Annotated in this window: 14 protein-coding genes, 1 tRNA gene and 1 pseudogene; 8 read left to right on the top strand and 8 right to left on the bottom strand. The window is 68.7% G+C overall.

Going from position 1 to position 21,044, the window contains the following annotated elements:
* Positions 1 to 448 (bottom strand): annotated as a pseudogene (locus ACTJLF_RS11785) (hypothetical protein); the annotation flags it as partial.
* A 739-nt stretch (positions 449 to 1,187) separates the two neighbouring features.
* Here ACTJLF_RS11785 and ACTJLF_RS11790 point away from each other — a divergent pair.
* From ACTJLF_RS11790 to ACTJLF_RS11820, 7 genes are all read left to right on the top strand, one after another.
* Positions 1,188 to 1,991 carry a LuxR C-terminal-related transcriptional regulator gene (locus ACTJLF_RS11790; RefSeq protein WP_440883131.1) on the top strand — a complete coding sequence of 268 codons (804 nt, stop codon included), beginning with the start codon at positions 1,188 to 1,190 and terminating at the stop codon, positions 1,989 to 1,991.
* 176 nt (positions 1,992 to 2,167) lie between these two features.
* Entirely contained in the window at positions 2,168 to 2,785 is a 618-nt protein-coding gene (gene petA, locus ACTJLF_RS11795) for a ubiquinol-cytochrome c reductase iron-sulfur subunit (RefSeq protein ID WP_019654381.1), read from the top strand.
* A gap of 14 nt (positions 2,786 to 2,799) precedes the next feature.
* Positions 2,800 to 4,236, top strand: coding sequence for a cytochrome b (locus ACTJLF_RS11800; protein ID WP_019654380.1), 1,437 nt, complete (start codon positions 2,800 to 2,802; stop codon positions 4,234 to 4,236).
* Between the two features lie 36 nt (positions 4,237 to 4,272).
* Positions 4,273 to 5,046: a cytochrome c1 gene (locus ACTJLF_RS11805; RefSeq protein ID WP_019654379.1), complete on the top strand. Its 774-nt coding sequence runs from the start codon at positions 4,273 to 4,275 to the stop codon at positions 5,044 to 5,046.
* A gap of 96 nt (positions 5,047 to 5,142) precedes the next feature.
* Positions 5,143 to 5,754, top strand: coding sequence for a glutathione S-transferase N-terminal domain-containing protein (locus tag ACTJLF_RS11810; RefSeq protein WP_007835362.1), 612 nt, complete (start codon positions 5,143 to 5,145; stop codon positions 5,752 to 5,754).
* Between the two features lie 156 nt (positions 5,755 to 5,910).
* Positions 5,911 to 6,474: a ClpXP protease specificity-enhancing factor gene (locus tag ACTJLF_RS11815; RefSeq protein WP_354426420.1), complete on the top strand. Its 564-nt coding sequence runs from the start codon at positions 5,911 to 5,913 to the stop codon at positions 6,472 to 6,474.
* A gap of 79 nt (positions 6,475 to 6,553) precedes the next feature.
* Positions 6,554 to 6,629 (top strand) — tRNA-Thr (locus ACTJLF_RS11820).
* A 54-nt stretch (positions 6,630 to 6,683) separates the two neighbouring features.
* On the opposite strand, the gene ACTJLF_RS11825 is transcribed toward ACTJLF_RS11820, so the two are convergent.
* The 7 genes from ACTJLF_RS11825 to ACTJLF_RS11855 all read right to left on the bottom strand — a co-directional run bounded on the left by ACTJLF_RS11825 (position 6,684) and on the right by ACTJLF_RS11855 (position 19,808).
* Complete coding sequence (locus tag ACTJLF_RS11825; protein WP_440883132.1) at positions 6,684 to 8,873, bottom strand: SWIM zinc finger family protein; 2,190 nt, start codon at positions 8,871 to 8,873, stop codon at positions 6,684 to 6,686.
* The gene (locus ACTJLF_RS11830) at positions 8,870 to 9,994 is read right to left on the bottom strand and encodes a VWA domain-containing protein (protein ID WP_132796909.1); all 1,125 of its coding nucleotides are present in this window, start codon (positions 9,992 to 9,994) and stop codon (positions 8,870 to 8,872) included. The genes ACTJLF_RS11825 and ACTJLF_RS11830 overlap by 4 nt, the downstream gene beginning before the upstream one ends.
* Positions 9,991 to 12,453 (bottom strand): DUF5682 family protein, encoded by a 2,463-nt coding sequence (locus ACTJLF_RS11835; protein WP_440883133.1) that lies wholly within the window; start codon positions 12,451 to 12,453, stop codon positions 9,991 to 9,993. The genes ACTJLF_RS11830 and ACTJLF_RS11835 overlap by 4 nt, the downstream gene beginning before the upstream one ends.
* Positions 12,454 to 12,597: 144 nt before the next feature.
* The gene (locus ACTJLF_RS11840; protein ID WP_132752364.1) at positions 12,598 to 13,737 is read right to left on the bottom strand and encodes an AAA family ATPase; all 1,140 of its coding nucleotides are present in this window, start codon (positions 13,735 to 13,737) and stop codon (positions 12,598 to 12,600) included.
* A gap of 8 nt (positions 13,738 to 13,745) precedes the next feature.
* Positions 13,746 to 17,918: a WGR and DUF4132 domain-containing protein gene (locus ACTJLF_RS11845; protein ID WP_440883134.1), complete on the bottom strand. Its 4,173-nt coding sequence runs from the start codon at positions 17,916 to 17,918 to the stop codon at positions 13,746 to 13,748.
* A gap of 185 nt (positions 17,919 to 18,103) precedes the next feature.
* Positions 18,104 to 19,240, bottom strand: coding sequence for a diguanylate cyclase domain-containing protein (locus tag ACTJLF_RS11850; protein WP_440883135.1), 1,137 nt, complete (start codon positions 19,238 to 19,240; stop codon positions 18,104 to 18,106).
* A 118-nt stretch (positions 19,241 to 19,358) separates the two neighbouring features.
* A complete protein-coding gene (locus ACTJLF_RS11855; RefSeq protein WP_354406479.1) occupies positions 19,359 to 19,808 on the bottom strand; it encodes an SDR family NAD(P)-dependent oxidoreductase in 450 nt (149 codons plus the stop codon).
* Positions 19,809 to 20,031: 223 nt separating this feature from the next.
* Here ACTJLF_RS11855 and ACTJLF_RS11860 point away from each other — a divergent pair, with 223 nt between their 5' ends.
* Complete coding sequence (locus ACTJLF_RS11860) at positions 20,032 to 21,024, top strand: hypothetical protein (protein WP_440883136.1); 993 nt, start codon at positions 20,032 to 20,034, stop codon at positions 21,022 to 21,024.
* Positions 21,025 to 21,044 lie beyond the last annotated feature (20 nt).

Raw genomic sequence — 21,044 nt, forward strand, 5'->3', positions numbered from 1 at the left:
TGCCAGCAGACACGGTGCCTGCGGTGATCGTGCCCGTGCTGATGCTGGAAGAGGTTAGGTTGGTGACCGTGCCGCTGGTGGCGGACAGGTTTGTCGCAGTGACGTTGGCCGAGGACACCGTACCGGCGGTGATGCTGCCCGCAGACACGGTGCCTGCGGTGAGCGTCGCCGTGCTGATGCTGGTGGACGTGAGATTGGTGGCCGTGGCCGATGCTGCGGTGAGGCTGGTGGAGGTGATGTTGGTCGCGCTCAGCGTGCGGATGGTGCCGTTGCTGGCCGTGACGTTAGTGGTGCTCACGCTCCCGGCGGACAGCGTAGTCGTCGTCACGCCGCCGACTGCGTTCAATACGCCGCCGTTGTTGCCGAGGTTCGTGTCCCCGAAGACGTTGCCTGAATTGACTTGATTCCCGCCGATCGTGACCTGGGCATGTGCGACGGGCAGCGTCATCACATAACCAGCGCTCAGAAGCACTGAAGCGAGAAGCTTGCTTGCGCCCGGACGGCGAACAATGAAAGAGCGAACACTGGGACGCTGGGATGTAGTCATTTGGACTTTCTTCCTTGAAGAAATCAGTTGCCATTTCTGGTCTTCCACACGCCCTCGTCGTGCGGAAGCAGGGTTGGGTTTCATCGAGTTACCCAATGCAACCGATGCTAGGAATCGAGGTCTTTGCTGAACATCACCGGTATCCGTAGTTATGGTTGTATGCATGTCCGCCGATGCGGCATCGACGAATGCATACATATGCCGCGAAGCCAATGCACATGCGGCTTTGCGGGCATCGCATGAATCGCGTATTGACGTTTTGAGATGCGTTCTCGGACGCGTTTCGTGTGTCGCGGTGCTACGTAACACGCGCGGTAACTCGCACGTAACAACGGCCTGAAAACGACCTTCGGAAGGCCTTCGCGAGCGCTCGTTTTTCAGCTCGTTTCGGGCAATTTCTTCAACGAAATCAAAGTACTACACGCGTCCTTGCGTGATGTGCGCCGACGCTCGTCCGAGTGGGCATCGTTCCTGCGGTATCTGAAACGAAAGACAACATTTCGAAGCTACCCAAGGGTGGCGACAGAGCCAGAGGACGTCGCGTGATCAATTTTTTCTTGGACATCGGCAACGGCATCAGCGCATGCGGCACGGAACAGGTCCGTCGCGGCAAGGCAGGAGACAACGCAGGAGAGCTGACATGGAAATGAACATCCACTACACCTCTTCGGTCTCTTCGGCGCAGGTGCCTACGGCAGCGCAGTTGTATGGCGGCGTCTTCCATGCCGCGCTGATCGTTGCGGACGACGCCGCCTGCGCAGACCGCATGCGGCGCATCCTCTGCGAGCTCGCGCCGCATCGCCGCGTGGTGGTCGCATCGGGAAGGGCCGAGGCGTTCAATCTGCTTGCAGCGTTGCCTTACGACCTGGTTCTGGTCGACATGCGGCTGCAGGGCAACGATGGCGCCGCGGTTCTTTATCACGTGCGCCAGACCTATCCGCGCATCGAGTGCATCGGCATGTCGGCCACCGACGACCAGCAGCTCGTGAATGCCGCGATCGCCGCGGGCGCCATCGGGTATCTACTTACCGAGACCGACGACGCGGAACTCGCCTATCTTCTGCGCTCCATCGAGCGTGGCGGCTCGCCGATGGATTCGCGCATCGCGCGGCGCATCCTCGGTTCGATCGCGGCCTCGGCCAAGGCCCGCACCATCGACCCCATCCGCGTGCAGAAGCCGGCCCCGCAGCGGCATGACCGGCCGCAGGACCTGCAGCAGAAAGACGGCGCGGACTCGCGGCTGCCGCAAGGGCTGCTGTCGCCGCGCGAACTCAAGGTGCTGCGCCTCATCGCGCAGGGCTGGAGCAACAGGCAGATCGCTGAAGCCGTGTACCTGTCGGTCAACACCATCGAGTTCCACGCGAAGAGCATCTATCGCAAGCTCTCTGTCAAGTCGCGGACCCAGGCGGTCCACGAGGCGATGCAGCACGGGCTCCTGAACTGAAGTCCCCGCGGCGACAGTCTTCGTCGCCCTGCAGCCCCTGGCGGACGCCCGCGGAAGCGGCGCGCCCCGCCTGCGGCCGTCCGCCACGCGCCTGGCGGCCATTGAATATCCTTACAGCGCCCCGCTACAATCGCGGGTTGACTCCTGCTCCAGCGAAGAAGACAAGAGGATCCCCCATGAGTGACATGACCTCCGGCACGCACCGGATCGACACCAGCAAGCGCACGTGGTTGATTGCATCCAGCTGCGCTGGCGTGGCGGGCGGCGTGGCCACCGCCATCCCCTTTGTGAGCACTTTCCAGCCTTCCGAGAAGGCCAAGGCTGCGGGTGCTGCGGTCGAGGTCGATATCTCGGGCCTGAAGGTCGGCGAGAAGATCACGGTCGAATGGCGGGGCAAGCCGGTCTGGATCCTCAAGCGCTCTCCCGAGCAGATCGCGGAACTCCCCAAGCTCGACGGCCAGCTGGCCGACCCTCTCTCCAAGCGCCACCCCGACGAATTCACCCCCAAGTACGCACAGAACGAGCACCGCTCCATCAAGCCCGACGTGCTCGTCGTGGTCGGCATCTGCACCCACCTGGGCTGCTCGCCGACCGACCGTTTCCAGGCCGGTCCGCAGCCTTCGCTGCCGAACGACTGGGAAGGCGGCTTCCTCTGCCCTTGCCACGGTTCGACTTTCGACCTGGCCGGCCGGGTCTTCAAGAACAAGCCTGCGCCCGACAACCTGCCGGTGCCGCCGCACATGTACCTGTCGGACACCAAGCTCCTGATCGGTGAAGACTCCAAGAAGGCCTGAGGCGGAAGAAGAACATGGCTGAATTCCACGAGATCTCCCCCAACGCACCCGCCGGCGCCAAGCTGCTGAACTGGGTCGACAACCGCTTCCCGCTGAGCAAGCTGTGGAACGACCAGTGGGGCAAGTACTACGCGCCGAAGAACTTCAACTTCTGGTACATCTTCGGCTCGCTGGCGATGCTGGTCCTGGTGATCCAGATCGTCACCGGCATCTTCCTGGTCATGCACTACAAGCCCGACGCGAACCAGGCGTTCGCATCGGTCGAGTACATCATGCGCGACGTGCCGTGGGGCTGGCTGATCCGATACATCCACTCGACGGGCGCATCGGCGTTCTTCATCGTGGTGTACCTGCACATGTTCCGCGGCCTGATGTACGGCAGCTACCGCAAGCCGCGCGAGCTGATCTGGGTGTTCGGCTGCGCGATCTTCCTGTGCCTGATGGCCGAGGCCTTCATGGGCTACCTGCTGCCCTGGGGCCAGATGTCCTACTGGGGCGCCCAGGTGATCGTGAACCTGTTCGCCGCCATCCCGTTCGTCGGTCCCGACCTGGCCCTGCTGATCCGCGGCGACTACGTGGTGAGCGACGCCACGCTGAACCGCTTCTTCAGCTTCCACGTGATCGCCGTGCCGCTGGTGCTGCTCGGCCTGGTGGTCGCCCACCTGATCGCGCTGCACGAAGTGGGTTCGAACAACCCCGACGGCATCGAGATCAAGGCCAAGCGCGGACCCGACGGCCATCCGCTGGACGGCATTCCGTCGCATCCGTACTACACCGTGCACGACATCTTCGGCGTGGTGGTGTTCCTCACGATCTTCTCGGCGGTGATCTTCTTCGCCCCCGAGGCAGGCGGCTACTTCCTCGAATACAACAACTTCATCCCGGCCGACTCGCTGAAGACGCCGAACCACATCGCCCCGGTGTGGTACTTCACGCCGTTCTATTCGATGCTGCGCGCGACCACCGACGACATGGTCAACGTGTTCTCGCTGATCATCGCCGTGGCCGCGATCTGGAACTTCGTCAAGGGCAAGTCGGGCACGGGCCTGAAGATCGCGATCATCGTCGCGGCCGCCGTGGTGATCTTCCTGCTCAAGACCTTCGACGCCAAGTTCTGGGGCGTGGTCGTCATGGGCGGCTCGGTCATCATCCTGTTCTTCCTGCCCTGGCTCGACCACAGCGAAGTCAAGTCGATCCGCTACCGTCCGGGCTGGCACAAGTACGTGTACGGCCTCTTCGTGTTCTTCTTCCTGATCCTCGGCTACCTGGGCATCCAGCCTCCCGGCGTGTGGGGCGAGCTGGGCATCGGCTCGTTCAAGCTGGACATCGCGCAGACCATCTCGCAGATCGGCACGCTCGTGTACCTCGGCTTCTTCCTGCTGATGCCGTGGTGGAGCCGCAAGGGCGAATTCAAGACCGTGCCCGAGCGCGTGGTCTTCGCCGCCCATTGATGAGAACCAGAAGCCAAGAGAGCTGAGAGAAACACGATGAAGAAAAGCATTTCCGGCTGGCTCGCTGTACTGGGTCTCGCGCTGGGCCTGACCTTCTCCGCAGCGGCGTCGGCCGAGTCCGGCGGCATCGCGTGGGACAAGGCACCCAACAAGACGAACGACGTGAGCGCGCTGCAGAACGGCGCCAAGCTGTTCGTCAACTACTGCCTGAACTGCCACTCGGCCGCCTTCATGCGCTACAACCGCCTGCAGGACATCGGCATCACCGAGCAGCAGATCAAGGACAACCTTCTGTTCACCACCGACAAGGTCGGTGAGACCATGAAGGCCAACATCGACGCGCGCCAGGCCAAGGACTGGTTCGGCACCACGCCGCCCGACCTCACGCTGGTCGCGCGCTCGCGTGCCGGCCACGGCGGCACCGGCGCCGACTATCTCTACACCTACCTTCGCACCTACTACCGCGACGAAACCAAGGCCACCGGCTGGAACAACCTGCTGTTCCCGAGCGTCGCCATGCCGAACCCCCTGTGGGAACTGCAGGGCGAGCGCCGCCCGGTCTACACCAAGGTCGAACAGCACGGCCACGAAACCGAGGTGTTCAAGGGCTGGGAGCAAGTCACTCCCGGCACCATGACGCCCGTGCAGTTCGACAATGCGGTCGGCGACCTTGTGAGTTACCTGCAATGGATGGCCGAGCCGGCTCAGAACACCCGCGTGCGCATCGGCGTGTGGGTGCTGCTGTTCCTGGCCATGTCGGTGGTGTTCGTGTGGCGGCTGAACGCCTCGTACTGGAAAGACGTCAAGTAGTTCCGTGCACGCCGACCGGATACCTTCGGGTGTCCGGTCCCACAGAGTGGGTTGCCAACGCGACCCACTCTTTTTGATTTTTAGGAGTCTCTCGCCATGATGGTCTTGTATTCAGGAACGACCTGCCCCTTTTCCCACCGCTGCCGCTTCGTGTTGTTCGAAAAGGGCATGGACTTCGAGATCCGCGACGTCGATCTCTACAACAAGCCCGAAGACATCAGCGTGATGAACCCGTACGGCCAGGTGCCGATCCTGGTCGAGCGCGACCTGATCCTGTACGAGTCGAACATCATCAACGAGTACATCGACGAGCGCTTCCCGCACCCGCAGTTGATGCCCGGCGACCCGGTCGACCGCGCCCGCGTGCGCCTGTTCCTGCTCAACTTCGAGAAGGAACTCTTCGTGCACGTCTCGACCCTCGAGAACCGCACCACCAAGGGCAACGAGAAGGCGCTCGAAAAGGCCCGCTCGCACATCCGCGACCGCCTCACGCAGCTGGCGCCCGTCTTCCTCAAGAACAAGTACATGCTGGGCGACAACTTCTCGATGCTCGACGTGGCCATCGCGCCGCTGCTGTGGCGCCTCGACTACTACGGCATCGACCTCAGCAAGAACGCTGCGCCGCTGCTGAAGTACGCCGAACGCATCTTCTCGCGCCCGGCCTACATCGAAGCACTGACCCCGTCCGAAAAGGTCATGCGAAAGTAATTAAGATCGCCCCAGGCTTCGCGCACTTCGTGTCGCTTCGCCAACCCCCTTCAGGGGGCAGCACCAGCGGTCCGGCAAAGCCGGTTCCGCGGTGTTCCGCGAAGAGACGGTGGCCGATTCGAGGCCGCGATTTCGCGATTGTTTGGTACCAATTTCATGATCAACGCGCTCGAGTCGTCATCCACCCGCCCATACCTCATCCGGGCGCTGTACGAATGGTGCACCGACAACGGCTTCACGCCCTACGTCGCGGTGCAGGTCGACGAGACCGTCCAGGTTCCGCGCGAGTACGTGAAGAACGGCGAGATCGTGCTCAACATCAGCTTCGACGCGACCAGCTCGCTCAAGCTCGGCAACGACTTCATCGAGTTCAAGGCCCGCTTCGCGGGCACGGCGCGTGAAATCAGCGTACCGGTGGGGCGCGTGATCGCGATCTATGCGCGCGAGAACGGGCAGGGCATGGCGTTTCCCGCGCCGGCTCCGGCTGCTCCCCAAGAGGGCCATGCCGATGCGCCGGCTCCCGCCCAGGCACCCGCACGCTCGCCGCTGCGTGATGCTTCCCGCGGCGGCAGTGGCGCCTCCGAAGGCGATGCCGGCAAGATCGTCCACCTGGTGACGGGCGAGGACGGCAGCGAGACGGTCGATGCCGATTCCCCGGACGAGCCGCCGCGGCCACCATCCGGTGGTGGCACCCGGCCGTCGCTCAAGCGGATCAAGTAAGCAACAGGCAGGCGCGCGTGGCGATCGGTGCCCGGCCGGACCGGTCGGCGGCGCCACTAGAATCACGCACTGGAATTCAGCCGCTTTAGCTCAATTGGTAGAGCACCCGCCTTGTAAGCGGAAGGTCGTCAGTTCGATTCCGACAAGCGGCACCAAGCAAGAAACCCCTGAGTCCTGAATGGGCTCAGGGGTTTTCTTCTTTTCCTGGCTCATGCGGAGGCCGACTGCGCCACCCCCTGCATCGCCAACCCCAGCATCGCCAGCTGCGCCACCAGCGCCGGCCTTTGGGCCGAGCGCATGTTCTCCAGCACCGTCCCCAGCAGCGCTGCGCTGCGCCCCAGGCCGGCCTGCTTCAGCCGCTGCGCCTGGGCTTGCGCCCGCGACAGCGCGCCGCCGCTCTGGTGGCGCAGGCCCTGGCGCAGCCACAGGGCCAGCAGTTCCAGGGTGTCGCCGGCCAGTGCGTTGAGCGCGGGCACCTCCTCGATGTCGCTTTGCACGCCCAGCGGCTGCGGCGCGGCGGTCTCGACCTGGAGCACCACGGCGCGCTGTTCGGTGAGCAGGGTCAGCGGCTGCATGATGGCCTGATCGCCCTGCAGATGCACCGTGCCCGCCACTGCGCGTAGTGCGCCGTGCTCGCCGGCCAGGGTGCGGGCCAGTGCGTCGACGGCGCCGGGGGTGACTGCGCGATGGGGCAGCGCCAGGTGCAGCAGCGATGGCGCATCGTTCTCGTGCGGGCTCGTGTCGTCTTGCTCGTCCGTTGCCGGCGCCTGCCCCAGCCGCGCATGGAGCACCTGTGCCGCTGCGTCCCAATGGCACGACGCCACCTCCATGCGCTCGAAGGCCACCACGTGCAGCTGGCCCGAGGCGCCGGCGGAAGCGCCGCTCGCGGCCTGCCTGGGCTTGACGAAGTCCGGCTGCGCCTCGCGCAGGTGCGCCACCAGTGCGGCCACGCTGCCTTGTCTCAGCGGCGCGACGAGGTCGTCCCACGACTTGGGTGAGAGCGGCAGCACGCCCGTTTGCCGCGCGCCGGCCGTGATGTCGACCAGCCCGTTGGCGCGCCGGGTCGCGGTCTTGGTGATGACCTGGCCGCTCGCCAGCTGGCGCAGCGGAAAACCCGCGACGCGACGGTTCATGAGGCTGGGCGCGGCACCGCCTGCGGCGGCATCGGCGGCGCGCGACCACTGGCGCTCCAGCACGGTCACGTTCTGGGTGTCGGGGTCGGCAAAGAGGATGCTCGCGCCCTCCGCCGTCTCGTCGGACCAGAGTTCGGCGCCGAGCGAGACCAGCCGCAGATGGTCGAGCGCGACTTCACCCTTCACGCCGATGCCGAGGATCTGGCTGGCCGGCAGGGTGGGCCGGCTGGTGCCTTCGGGCGGCCGCGCGGCATGCGCCGCCGCGCGCAGCCGCGCCCACAGCTCGGTCGTCACGCGCAGCAGGCGCAGCGGGTCGAAGCGGCTGCTGCGCGCCTGTTGCGCCTGCAGGAGCTGCCAGAGTTCGTCGAGCGCGTCGTCGACCCAGCTCCAGCCCAACGTGCGGGCCTGTTCGCGCACGGCCTCGAAGCGCGCGGCCAGCGCCATCGCCGGCTGGCTCGATCCGTCGAGCCACAGCGACAGCAGCAGGGCGTCGATGCCCGAGCGCAGCGCGGCGGCAGCCTCGCCCTGCATCACGGAGGGCGCCGGCGAAGCGGCCGCGTCTTCTTCGGACGACGCGGCCGGCTGCACCTCGACCATCACTTCCGCCGCGCCCGGCTCCAGCGCGCCGGCCTGGCGGAACGCCCACAGCGCGATCACCACATGCGCGCAGCCGCCGCCCTGCTTGCAGTCGCAGCGCGCATGGACCAGCGAGCTGCGCGAGAAGAAACGCACGCTGCACATCGGCAGGCGCGCGACGGGTGGCGCGCTTGCGCTGCGCCAGGCCTGCACGCCGACCACGGGCCGCGCGGCGGCGAGCTTCGCGGCCTGATCGAGCACGGATGGGGCGAAGCTCGCGGCCATGGCGGCATCGTCGAACTGCGCGGGGCTCCACGCGGTCTCTGGCTCGGGAGGCGAGGCTTCGGCGGAGGCGATCGATGCGCCGACTTCCGCCGGCGTTGCATTCGCCTTCGCCAGCGCCTGATAGGCCAGCACCAGCATCACCCGATGCCTGCACATGCCGCTGGCGGGGCAGCTGCACTGCGCATCGCGCAGCGTGCGCCCCGGCGGCAGGCTGGTGCGCACGCCATCGTCGAACTGTGCCTGCACCGTGCCGTCGGCGCCGGTCTCGAGCTTGGGCAGAAGGCCGGCCGCCACGTCCTTCTGCGCGCGCTTGACGAAGCCGGCGTTGGCCAGCGCGGTGAGCGCCTCCGGCGTGAGCTCCAGCAGGTCGGCCCTCGACGGCGATGCGATGTTGTCGCCGCTCATCCCTGCACCTTCTCTGCCAGCCAGCCTGCGAGCTGGCCCGGCGTCATCGCGCCGATCTGCGCGCCTTCGCGCACCAGGCGCGCGGCCATCTCGCGGTCGTAGTTGGGCTCGGCGTTCGAGTCGAGCGCGGCCAGCCCGAGCACCTTGGCGCCGGATTCGACCAGCGCCTTCACGCGCCGCACCAGCTCGTATTCGCTGCCGCCCTCGTAGAAGTCGCTCACCAGCACCACGATGCTTTTCGCCGGGTTGGCGACCAGCGACTGCGCATACGCCACCGCCTTCGCGATGTCGGTGCCGCCGCCGAGCTGCACTTTCATCAGCAGCTCCACGGGGTCGGAGACGTCGGCCGTCAGGTCGACCACTGCCGTGTCGAAGGCCACGAGGCGCGTGCGCATGCCGGGCAGCTGCCACAGGCAGGCTGCCATCACCGCGCTGTGGATCACCGAATCGACCATCGAGCCGCTCTGGTCGATCAGCAGGACGATGTCCCACGGCTCGGCATGCCGCTTCGTGCGGCTGATGAAGACCGGGTGCTCCACGTAGAGCTTGCGGCGCTGCGGGTCGTAGCGGTGCAGGTTGGCGGCCAGCGTCTGCCGAAAGTCGAAGTTGCGCGCCACCTTCATGCGCGAGCGGCGGCGCCGGTCGCGGCTGCCGCTGAAGGCCTGGCGCACTTCGGTGGCGAGCTTCTCCATGATGCGGCGCACCACCTCGGCCACCAGCTTGCGCGCGGCGGCCAGCACCTCGGGGTTCATCAGGTGCTTGGTGTGGAGTACCGCGCGCAGCAGCGATTCGGAAGGCTCGATGCGCTCCAGCACTTCGAGGTTGGTCACGACCTCGTCGATGCCGTAGCGCTCGACCGCGTCCTGCTCCAGCCGCTCGATCACTTCCTTCGGGAATAGCGTGTGGATGGTGTTGATCCAGTCCGGCGTGCTCAGAGCCGAGGGGCCCAGGCCCGCGCTGCGTTCGCCGCGGCTTTCGCGGTCGGTGTCGCGGCCGTAGAGCCAGTCGAGCGCGGCGTCGGCGGCCTGCGCCTCGGCGCTCAGTCCGCCGCAGGCCGATTCGGCGGGATCGCCCAGCAGCAGGCGCCAGCGTTGCAGCGGATCGGGAATCTCGAGGCTCATGGGCGAGGGGCTTTCTCGATGTCTTTTTCTTCTTCTTCCAGCGTCACGCCCCAGGCGGCCAGGCGCGCGAACACCGCGTCCTCCACGCGGCGGGCTTCGGCCAGCTGTTCGGGCGGGGCTTCGCCGCTGCGGTGGGCGGTGAGGGTGCGGCGCGAGAGGTGCGTGGCGTCGTGCAGCGTGAGCACCTGGTCGGCGAGCAGGCCGCGCTCCTGCGGCGGCAGCCAGGCGAAGGCGGCGCGCAGGCTGGGCATGGCGCGCACGAAATCGGCGTTGTCCAGGGCCTGCACGGTGCGGTCCATGCCGGCGACGAAGGCGGGCTCCGAAGCGAGCTGCTCGCGCGCGAGCGCCAGAAGCCCGGTGAGCGCATCGCCGAGCACCGGCGGGGGCAGCGACTGCAGCAGCTGCATGGCCTCGGCCGCGCCGCTCTCGCCCTGCGCATGCGGATCGTCGGTACGGCCGGCCAGGCTCAGCGTGGCGCCCAGCGCCGCACCGCGGCTCACGGGCGCCGCGGCGGGGTCGGCGGCCTTGCGCTGCCACACGGCGAGCGCGCGCGCCGACTCCAGGTCGAGGAGCGGCTGCGCGTTGGAATGATCCTGCGCATGCGCCAGCGCGTCGGCCACGATGCGGCGCAGTGCCAGATGCCCTTCGAGGTGCGACTGCATGTCGGCCGGCGCGATGGCCGCGGGCGGCTCCAGCAGCCACAGCGCGCGGTCGAAGCCCGACTCGATCACCACGCGCAGCACCGGCGCGTCGGCCATGCCCAGCATCTGGCCGTGGCGCAGCAGCGTGTGCAGCACCGAAAGGGCAGGGCCCAGCGCCTCGAAGCGCGGCTCGGCGGCGATCGCACCGCGCAGCTCGCGCAGCAGCGTGTCGCTCAGCGCGGAAAGCCCCGCCCAGGCGGCCTGGTTGAGGCCGTCAGCCAGCGGGCCGATGCGGCCCCGGGCCTGGCGCAGGTCGTCTTCGAGCCGGGCGCGTGCCGCGTCGTGCAGGCTCGCGCCCCAGGCACCTGCCTCGATCAGCGCGGCCTGCTGTTCCAGCGGCTCGGAAAGCGACCACAGCTCGGTGCGTTCGCCCGACATCGCGAGCTTCGGCCCCTGCGTGCGCCGCACGCCGGGCAGCCGCAGGATGGCGAGGCGATGCAGCAAGCGGCTCCTCGCGCGGTCGGTTTCGGCGAGCAGGTCGAGCTTGAGCTGGCCTCGCAGCGCGATGCCGTGTGCGCCCAGCTCGGCCTGCACGGCGGCCACCAGCGGCGGCTGCGGCGTGCCGGGCGCGAGGCGGCCGACGGTGTCCCCGGCCAGCACGTCCATGGCCTGGACCAGCACGGGATCGGTGCCGGGACGGATCCTGCCGCGATAGGTCCAGGGCAGCGGCGCATCGAGCGCGTCCTTCACCAGCGCGCCGGCCAGCGCGTCGAGCCAGTCGGAGCGCAGCGGCTTGTCGTGTCCGCGCAGCCGCGCGAGCCCCTGGGCGCGCAGGTGCACGGCCATGAGGTCGGCGGTGGAGGCGGGCAGCTTCTTGTCGCGCAGGCGCTGCATCACCAGCTGCAGCGCGCGGTGCGCGGCGCCCTCGGGGCCGTGGTCCCACACCCACTGGTAGTAGGCGGGCGACGGCATGCCCGAGGCATAGCCCGCGAAGGCGTCCAGGCGCTTGAAGGTGTAGGGCACGAGGTAGGAGCCGAAGCGCAGAGGGGCCTGTGGGCCCGGCGGCTGGGCTGGCTGCGACTCGTCCTCGTCCTCGTCGGTGGTCTCGGGCGAGGGCTGCGGCGTCTCGGGCAGCGTGGCGGGCAGGCTCTGCCACAGCCGCGCGAGCGCCGGCGCGTGATAGCCGCCGCACACCACCAGCGCCTGCGCACGGCCGGGTTCGCCCGGCTGCGCCATCGCCCAGGCGATCCAGCGCGCCATCATGGCTTCGCGCGCCTGGTTGCCCAGCGAGCCGGGGTCCTGGCCGCGCAGGTGATCGAAGTAGGTGGACAGGCGCTGCGCGAGCTCGGCCACGTCGCAGCCGTCCTCGAACAGGTGGTCCCACAGCGCATCGCGGCCCTGCACCGAGAGCTTCTCGGTCAGCGCGCGCTCGTAGGCCTCGGCCCGTTCCTCGTGCTCATGGTCGGCCACGTCGGCATAGCGGTTCTCCATGCGCGAGAAGGCGTCGTGCCAGGCCGGCAGGTCGATGAAGCGCACGGCGGCACCCACCTCGCGCGCCACCTGCAGCGCCTGCCACTCGGGCGAATGCTCGGCGAAGGGCGACCACGAGCCGCGGTGCGTGCGGTCGCTCGACAGATAGCTGTAGATCGCCACCGGCGGGCTGTGCTGCAGGTAGAGCTCGTCGAGCCGCTCGTTGAAGTCGGCCGGGCCTTCGATGAGCACGTACATGGGCCGCAGCGCACGGATGCGCTCGGCCACCAGCCGCGCACACGCGGGGCTGTGGTGGCGCACGCCGACGATGTGTGGTGATTCGCTCATCCTCGTCACCGATGGTGCGCCAAGCGAAGCGAAGGCCCTTCGCGGAACACCGCGGAACCGGCTCTGCCGGGCCGCTGGTGTTGCCCCCTGCAAGGGGGTTGGCGAAGCGACACGAAGTGCGCGAAGCCTGGGGGTTTGCTCATATCACGGCAGTCTGTGGCGAGCCTCGTAGTAGGCGCGCCAGTGCGTCCCGCTGCGCTTGGCCGCCTTCTGCTCGAAGTAGCGCCGCAGCTTCGCGCGGTCGTCCGCGTTGTCCTTGACCACCGTGCCGGCGATGCAATCGACCAGGTCCGCGGGCGAGCCTTCGCGCTGTTCGAGGAACCACGCGCGCACGCCCACCGCGTGGGCCACGTTCACGGCTTCCGCGGTCGACATCACGGCGGTGAGCCGGTCCATGGCCCCGTCGCCGCTGCTGCTGCCGCCGCCATCGCCCTTCGCGGGCGCGCCGCGCAGGTCGCGGAAGGTCGACACCAGCAGCTCCAGCACGGGCTCGGGCACCGTCTTCGGGATGCCGCTCTGCGCGAGCAGCCGCGCCGACGATTCCTGTACCAGCGCCAGCTCGCGGTCGAAGTCGAGGATGGGGAACACCGTCTCGAAGTCGAAGCGGCGCTTGAGCGCCGCGCTCATCTCGTTCACGCCGCGGTCGCGCGTGTTGGCGGTGGCGATGATGTTGAAGCCCTCGCGCGCATAGAGCATGCCGTGCTCGCCCGAGAGCTCGGGCACCGCCATCACGCGATCGGAGAGCATGCCCAGCAGGCAGTCCTGCACTTCGAGCGGCGCGCGGGTGATTTCCTCGAAACGCACCACCTGGCCCTGCTGCATGCCCGTGTACAGCGGCGCCGGCACCATTGCGCGCGGGCTCGGTCCCTCGTTGATGAGCAGCGCGTAGTTCCAGCCGTACTTGATCTGGTCCTCGGTGATCGATGCGCCGCCCTGGATGGTCAGCGTCGAGATGCCCGAGATGGCCGTGGCCAGCAGCTCCGACAGCATCGACTTCGCGGTGCCCGGTTCGCCCACCAGCATCAGCCCGCGCCCGGTGGCCAGCGTGACCAGCATGCGCTCGATGCTGGCCACGGGCGCGACGATCTTCGGCGCGATGTCGAGCGCCGCGTCGCCCAGGATGAACGAGCGCGCGGCCTTCAGGCTCAGCGCCCAGCCCGGCGGGCGCGGGTCCTTGTCCTTCGCGCGCAGGCGGGCGAGCTGGTCGGCGTAGAGGATTTCCGCCGGCGGGCGCTGCAGCGCGGCGGGGGTGGTGTCCTTGGATGTCTTGCTTGCGGTGGCCATCTGGTCGTTCAGGCGCGAAGGCCCTCCATGTCACGAATGAGTTCGCTCGCCGAGATCGGATCGAGCTGGTTCAGCGTCTCCGCGTTCTGCATGTTGCCCCAGCCCGAAGGCTTGCCGACCTGCACTTCGCCGAGTTCCTGTTCGGGGTACTCGTCGACCATGCCGACGATGATGCCCGGGTCGAGGTACAGCTCGATCACGCGGTCGGTGCCCAGCGGCTTGGTGAAGTACCAGATGCCGCCGCCGTCCTGCGCCTCGCCGCGGCGCCAGCCCTTGTTGACCAGGCCGAGCACGCGGCCGGTGGGCACCTTGGCCTTCTTCCAGCGTTCGAGCTTGTTGCTGCCCTTTTCTTCCTCGGTGAGCGTGTAGACGTCGCGGCCGATCTGCGCGAAGGGCTGCAGCAGCTCGTAGTCGGCGAACACCTGGCCGAAGGCCGCGGCATCGGCGGGCGGCAGTTCGAGCGCGTGCGGCACGCCGATGCGGATGTTCTCGCCCGTGGGCAGCTCGAAAGCGTCGTCCTCGGCCGTGGTGCAGCTGCCGTCCTCGGCCACGCGGAAACAGGCCTTGAGCGTGCCGCCGTAGCTGCCGCCGCCGGCCACCTCGTACACGCCCCAGATCAGGCGCTGCACCAGGTGGCGCACCAGCGGATGCTCGACCAGGAAGGTGCGGAACACCTCGGGCGTCCAGCGGCGGCGGGTGCACATCGCGACTTCGAGGCGCAGCAGCTGCTGGCTGGCGATGGTGCGCGCGTCCTTCTTGAGCAGCTTGAAGCGCTCGACGGCTTCCTTGCCCAGCTCGGCGTCGTCGGTCTTCTTGGGCTTCGGCAGGTCGGGCAGGCGCGCGCCGGCCACGCCGTCGGCGCCGATCTCGCGCACGTAGGGCTTGAGCGTCTCGTCGAAGCCCACCTTGAAGGCGCGAGGGCCGAAGTCCAGCCGCATGGTGCCCTGCTCGTCGAGGCCGAGGTCGGGCGCGAGCCGGTCCTCGAGCTCCTCGGTGCTCAGGCCGCGCGCCTCGGCGATGGCGTCGATCTTCTCGCGCGCCTTGTCCTGCAGGCCCTTGAACTTGACCTTCTGCGCGATGCCGTTGAGCAACATCAGCGCCACGTCGCTGCCGATGTTGGCGAGCACGTCGAGGCCGGTGACGGCGCGCGCGTGCGAAGCCTCGCCGGGCCAGGCGCGGATGAAGGGCGTGAGCTTGCGCGCGGTGTCGTCGTTGCCCAGGTGGCCCAGGCTGGTGAGTGCCCAGCCTTCCTTGCTCGGGCCGCTGGCCTCCAGCCAGGCGGTGAAGGCGTCCCAAGCGAAATCGGCGAGCGAGGCGGCGTCGCAGGCTTCCTTGACCACGGCGATGCCTCCGTAGACCTCTTCGTTGGTCGGGAAGGTGAGCATCTGGCCCAGGTGCTCCAGCGCGTCGTCGGGCAGCGCCTTGCCGTTCTTCAGCACAGGGCGGCGCCAGCCGCGCGGCTGCCAGAACTCGGGCAGCTTCGCGCGCTTGGTGGGAAAGCGGTCGAGCGGGCTCTCGTCGAGCACGGCGCGCAGCGCCTCCACCACCTCGGGCCTGCCGTAGCGGCCGGCGACTTCGAGCAGCAGCGCCTCGTGGCCGTTGGCCTGCAGCAGGCGCAGCGCCGAGCCGGCGCAGTCGCGCGCCTCGCCGGCCTTGCCCAGCGCGGGCGCGATCAACCCGCAGGCGGCGTGCTCGGGGAACTTGAGCAGCCACTCGCGGCCCGTGGCGCGCAGCGTCTTGAGCTTGGCGAAGGCGCGCGCGGCGGGCAGCGCGAGTTCGGGCGTGCCGTAGTAGAGCGCGAACGAGAGGTTCTCGCCCGGCTTGGCGCGCACCATCGACAGCAGCCCCGGCAGCACCGCCAGGCCGTGCGTCGCGAGGATGTGGCCGATGCCGTAGTCCTCGGCCTCGCCGGCGATCGCGTTCCAGAAAGGCACGCCCACGGCGGCCGGCAGCATCGCCGCGTAGGTCGACTGGAAGCGGAACCAGTAGTAGCGCTCCTTCTTGCGCTCGACCACCATCGCGCGCCATGCGGCGATCAGCGCATCGGCATCGCCGGCGGCGACTGCGGCGACGGCCGCTTCGTTCATGGGGTGCAGCTGCTTCTTGCTACGGTCGAAGCCCAGCTCGTCGAGCAGCACGCGCACGTCCTGTCGCGCGCTCGCATGGCGGCTCTGCTGCCACGAGTTGGCGCTCAGCGCGTTCGCGCGCGCCGCCTCGTCCCAGCGCTCGACGGGCGCGAGCGCCAGCGGCTCCAGCGCCAGCGCGCCGGCCGCCTTCTTCTGCACCTTCGCCAGCCATGGCGGCGAGGCCAGCACGCCGGGAAGCTCGTCGGCGCCGGCCACCTCGGCCGGGCCGGCCAGCAGCGCGAGCTGGCGGTCGATGACGGCCTGCGCGCCGGCGTCGAGCCAGGGCCGAAGGCCGTCGACCAGGCCCGCGTGCGCGCGCAGCAGGCGCGTGAGGCTGGGCGTGACGAGATTGGCGTCCTTGCCGCCGGCGGCGACCAGCCGCGACAGCGCCACCAGCGCCGCCTGCGGCCAGCGGTCGACCGAGAGCGAGAAGCGCGCGAGCGCCGCCTTGGAGCTGCCGGCCACGCGCGCGAGCGCCTGTACCGCCTCGGGCGTGCCTATGGCCGCGAGCCCGTCGCCGGCCTCGTCGCTGGCGGCGCCGCGCTCCAGGCCTTCGACGGCATCGATGCCGCGTTCCTGGATCAGCGTGGCGACCATGTTGTCGTGGCCCCAGAAGCCGGTGGAGTAGCCCACGCGCGTCTTCGCGGCCAGCGCGATCGCTGCGGGCTCGGTGGCGGTGAGCGTCAGCCAGTGCAGCGTCTCGGGCGTGTCCTTCTCGGCCGAGAGGGAGTGCGCCAGCGCGTTGGAGATTTCGGGCGCATCGGGCAGCAGCATCGCGATGATCGGGCGGCGGCTCGCATGCAGCTGCGGCAGGGCCGTCTCGATCCGGTCGCGGGCCTGCTGCCACGCCTCCTGCGGTGCCGCGGCCAGGTGGCGCCGCACGGCCTGCTCGCCCTGGCCCAGCGGGCCGCGCCAGCCGTTGCTCATCGGGCGGGTCACGCTGCTCGTGAAGCGGCTCTTGCGGCTCTTGGTGCCGTGGTTGTAGTCGGTCTCGACCTGCACGCGCTGCGCGTCGAGCAGCACGCCGACGGCATCGACCAGGCCGTACTGCGCGACCAGGTAGTCGACGATGGCCTCGGCCGGCTCGCTCTCGCCGTAGTAGCCCGAGGTGCCGAGCGCCAGCGCGAGCATCAGCGCGTCGGCCTCGGTATCCGCGCCCGGCGCCGTGCCGGCGGCCTGCGCGCCCACGCGATCGAGCATGCGCTGCGCGGCGGGGCGCAGCGCGGCGTCGGTGCCGTCGAGGTCGATCGAAGCTTCGAGCTTGCGCTGCGCGAGGTACCACGCGGCCGTCGTGCTGCGGTTCTCCACCGGTTGCGGGAAGCGGCGCGACGCGAAGGCCTCTCGCCGCATCTCGGGCGTGAAGCGGATCGGCGTGCCGGCGGCCAGCCACGGTGGCGTGTCGGCGCTGCCGGCCGCATCGGAAGCGGAGGGCAGCACGACTGCTGCATCGGCGGCGCCGGTCGCAGCCTCGGCGCCGAGCTGGCGTGCGATCTTCTGGGCGTGCTTGCCCGGCGTGGCGGTGGTGCCCCAGCCGGAGAGCAGGCCCTGGTCCTTGAGCCGCTTGAAGGCCAGCGCAGCGGCCTGTTCGCTCACGCCGTGCTGGCGCTTGAGCATCGCGGCCGACAGCGCGTCGGTGGGCTTGAGCTGGTCGGCTTCGAGCTGCGCGCGCACCGCCTCGAAGGCGCGGTCGGCCTGCGCGTCGATGCTTTCGGTGGGTGCTGCGGTTTCCTGCGCCGCCGGCACCGCTTCGGCCGTCGCCGCGGATGCCGGTGCGCTCGCTTCCGTCTTGGGTGTCGCCGCCTCGGCCTTCGGCTTCGCCTCGGTCTTGCCGATCGCCGCACCGGAGTCCACGCCGACTTCGCCGTAGCCCTTGCCGGTCTTCTCGTTCACCAGCTTGGTCAGCGCGGCCGCGGCCTTGGTGGCGTCGGCGAACGACTTGGTCTGGCTCTGGCCCGCGGTGCCGATGCGGCCCCAGCGGATGTTGAGTTCGGTGTCTGCCTGTTCGATCTCCCAGAATTTGCTGGCGGTTCCTTCGATCAGTTCAAAACGGCGCATGAAAAAGACGTCCTCCTGTGAATCGATGAAGAGCGGTCGGCGATCGCGCTGCGGGTCGTTCCTTCCGCTGGGTCGCCGCCGAGGATAAAGGGCCGGCGTGAAGGCCAGACCCTTGCGGGGCCTTCGCCGGCAGGAAGATTTCGTTCAAGGCGCCAGCAGGCGCGCGAGGATTACGAAGAAATCATTCAGGCGGTGCGCCCGAGCTCGCTCGCGAAGGCGTAGGCCGGTCCCATGCGCTGCCGCTTGCAGTGCGCCAGCGCGCGCTCGGCCGCTTCGAGCAGGCTGCCGAGCGTGTCGCCGTCGCCGGGATGGCTGGCGATGCCCATGCTGAGTTCGCCGCCCGCGAGCAGCCGGCCTTCATAGGCCACGGGCCGCGCACCGGCGGTCTCGATGCGGATCGCCATCTCCGCGAGCTTCTGCCGCGGCGGCACGCCGACCAGCAGGATCGCGAAGCTGTCGGCGCCGAGTCGCGCCACCATGTCGTCGGCGCGCAGCTGCTCGCGCAGGCGATGGGCGATGGCTGCCAGCACCGCATCGCCGCCTGTCTGGCCATGGCGTTCGTACACCGCGTCGAAATCGTTCAGTCCGATCAGCATCAGCGAGAAGCTGCGGTCCTCGCGCAGCCATTCCTCGCCGCGCAGCTCGAAGCCGGCCTCGCTCGCCGCACCGGTGAGCGCGTCGATGCCCGGCGCCGCCAGGAGCGATTGAGCGTGCGCCTCGACGGCTCTTTCTTCGCGGATGCGCATGGCGGCGGCCACCGCGAGCAGCGCGAGCTCTGCGATGACCGCGGCCTGCGCGAGGCTTGCATGGTCCGGTGTCCAGGGCGCCACGCCCCAGGCCGGAAGATGCGCCGCCGAGACGCCCGCCAGCAGCAGCGCCGCGCCCACGCAGAAGAGCAGCGCAGGCCACGGCGCGCGGCGGCGCACTGCGATGGCGCCTGCGACGAGCGTCACGGTGGAAGCCGCAACCAGCGCCTGCAGCACGCGCAGCAGCCAGGGCAGGCGGGCCTCGATGGCGCAGTAGAGAGCGGCCAGCGCCAGCGCGGCGAGAAAGCCCAGCGCGACGCGGTCCAGGCGCGGCGTGAACTTCGGCAGCCGCAGCAATTGCCGCGAGAACTCCAGGCGGCATCCGGCCCAGAGCATCAGCAGGAGTGCGGCCCAATGAGCCCGCGGCCCATCGGGCGAAAGGCGATCCAGCAGTGCGAAGCCAGCGAGCGCGAAGCCGCAGGCCAGCACGTACCAGGCATGCATGCGGGCGCTGCCGGACACCAGCAGCAGCACCAGGCCGCAGACCATCAGGCCGGCGAGCACGCCAAGACTCATGCCGGCCTGCATGGGCGGGGGTGAAGGTGAAGGTTGGCTGAGACGGGGCGAAGGCTGGGCGGCATCCGGTCGGCTTCGGGAAGGAGGTCGCCGATCGTAGCCGGCCCCGCGGCCGTTCTCACGCCTGCGGTTGCCGGCGTGACTGGCAGGCAGCCTGAAAGCTGCCCGGCTGGAAGCCCGCGATGTAGCCAGTGATGAGGATGTGCCCGCGGCCGGCCTCGCACATGCGGCGGCCGACGCACTGAACGAGCCAGATCGTGCCGGTGATGTTGGGGTTGATGACGTGTTGCACGTCGTGGAAGTTCTGGTCCAGGAAGCCGTGGCCCAGGCCGTGTCCCGCGTTGGCGAAGAGCGCTGCCACGGGTCGGCCTTCGGTGGCGGCAAGAAGCGCGTCCACGCCGTCGCGGGTGGCGAAGTCCGCGCGCACCGAGAACACGCTCGCGTCCAGCATGCGCAGCTCCGTCTCGGCCTGGATGAGCGGCTCGTCGGCGCCGATCAGCAGGTCGTAGCCCTGGCGCGCCGCCAGCAGCGCGAGCTGGAAGCCGATGCCTGAGGAAGCGCCGGTCACCACGGCAAGGGGCGGGTGTCCTGACTCTTCATGTCGATCTCCTGGAATCAATCGCTCGATGCCTCCCGCCGTAGAACGCCCGCTGGCCGCGTGCGTAGTCATCCGTCCCGACCACGCGCCCGTGAGCACCTGCGGGCGCTCGGGGGGACTTGGCGCGAGTGTTGTGGTTTGTGTCTAATCGCGAGCGTCTTCATCCACTGCCGCGGCGGCGGCGCGAATTTCCATGGCGGGTCTGACGGCGATGAACAACAGGCTGCAGGCACTGCAGCGGGATCTTCTCGTACCGAGCACCGACGACGACTACTTGTTCGACAACATGCCCACGTTGGCCGAGTGGCAGGGCGCGACAGCGGTGAAGGTCGGGGCGCGAGGCAAGACCAACCTCGAGCTTCTGCAGATCGATGCGCAGCTTTTGCGCTACAGGAGCGTCTTGCGCGGCGAGCGGGCCGACGCCATCAGGAGAATCCGCGACATCATCGGGCGCTGGAGGCTGCGGCGGGGCCCCGCCGCAGCGAGGAGCCGGCGCTTCACTGCCATGGGCGTCATGGACTCGATCGTGACCATCCTGTGCGACAACGTGGTCTACGACCGCGCCGAATGGCTGCGCCGGCACGACTACAGGGCCGGTCCGATCGACAGGATTCGGGGTGGGTTCTCGGAAAACGGTGCCACGGTCCAGAGCCTGCGGAAGTCCCTGATCCAGGAGTTCTCGAGCATAGGCTGTGCGGCCCATGTGAACGACTCCATGAACGAGGCCGACAGGCGCATCCTGGACGCCTTCGGCCTGAGACCGGGCGCGGGGTTCCATGGCGGCGCGGCGTGCTTCAGCGCGGCTGCGTGGGCGCAGGAGCATGTGCGCGGAAAGATCGAGAGCTACGGCGATCCGTTGACGATCCACGCCATCGGCGATCTCCGCGTCGAGCGCAACGGCAAGGACACCCACCGCTACACGGTCGACCAGAACGGCGTCATCGTCGATCCGACCTGGCGCCAGTTCTTTCGCTTGCCTCAGATCGGCGGCACGCCGGCCATCTTCGTGGGCACCATCGACGACATGATCGCGCTGGTGGCGGACAGGTCGCTGCCGATGGACAAGGTCGCCGGCATCTACAGCGGCACCAAGGTCATGGCCTACCTGCAGAGGAAAGAAGAGGAGGAAAAATCGAAGGCGTCGAAGAAGCCGAACAAGCCGGAAGAGACGACCGAAGAACCCTGAGCGCGAATGCCGGCGGCGTC

Source organism: Variovorax sp. 22077, from assembly GCF_052044195.1.
Taxonomy (GTDB): Bacteria; Pseudomonadota; Gammaproteobacteria; order Burkholderiales; family Burkholderiaceae_C; genus Variovorax; species Variovorax atrisoli.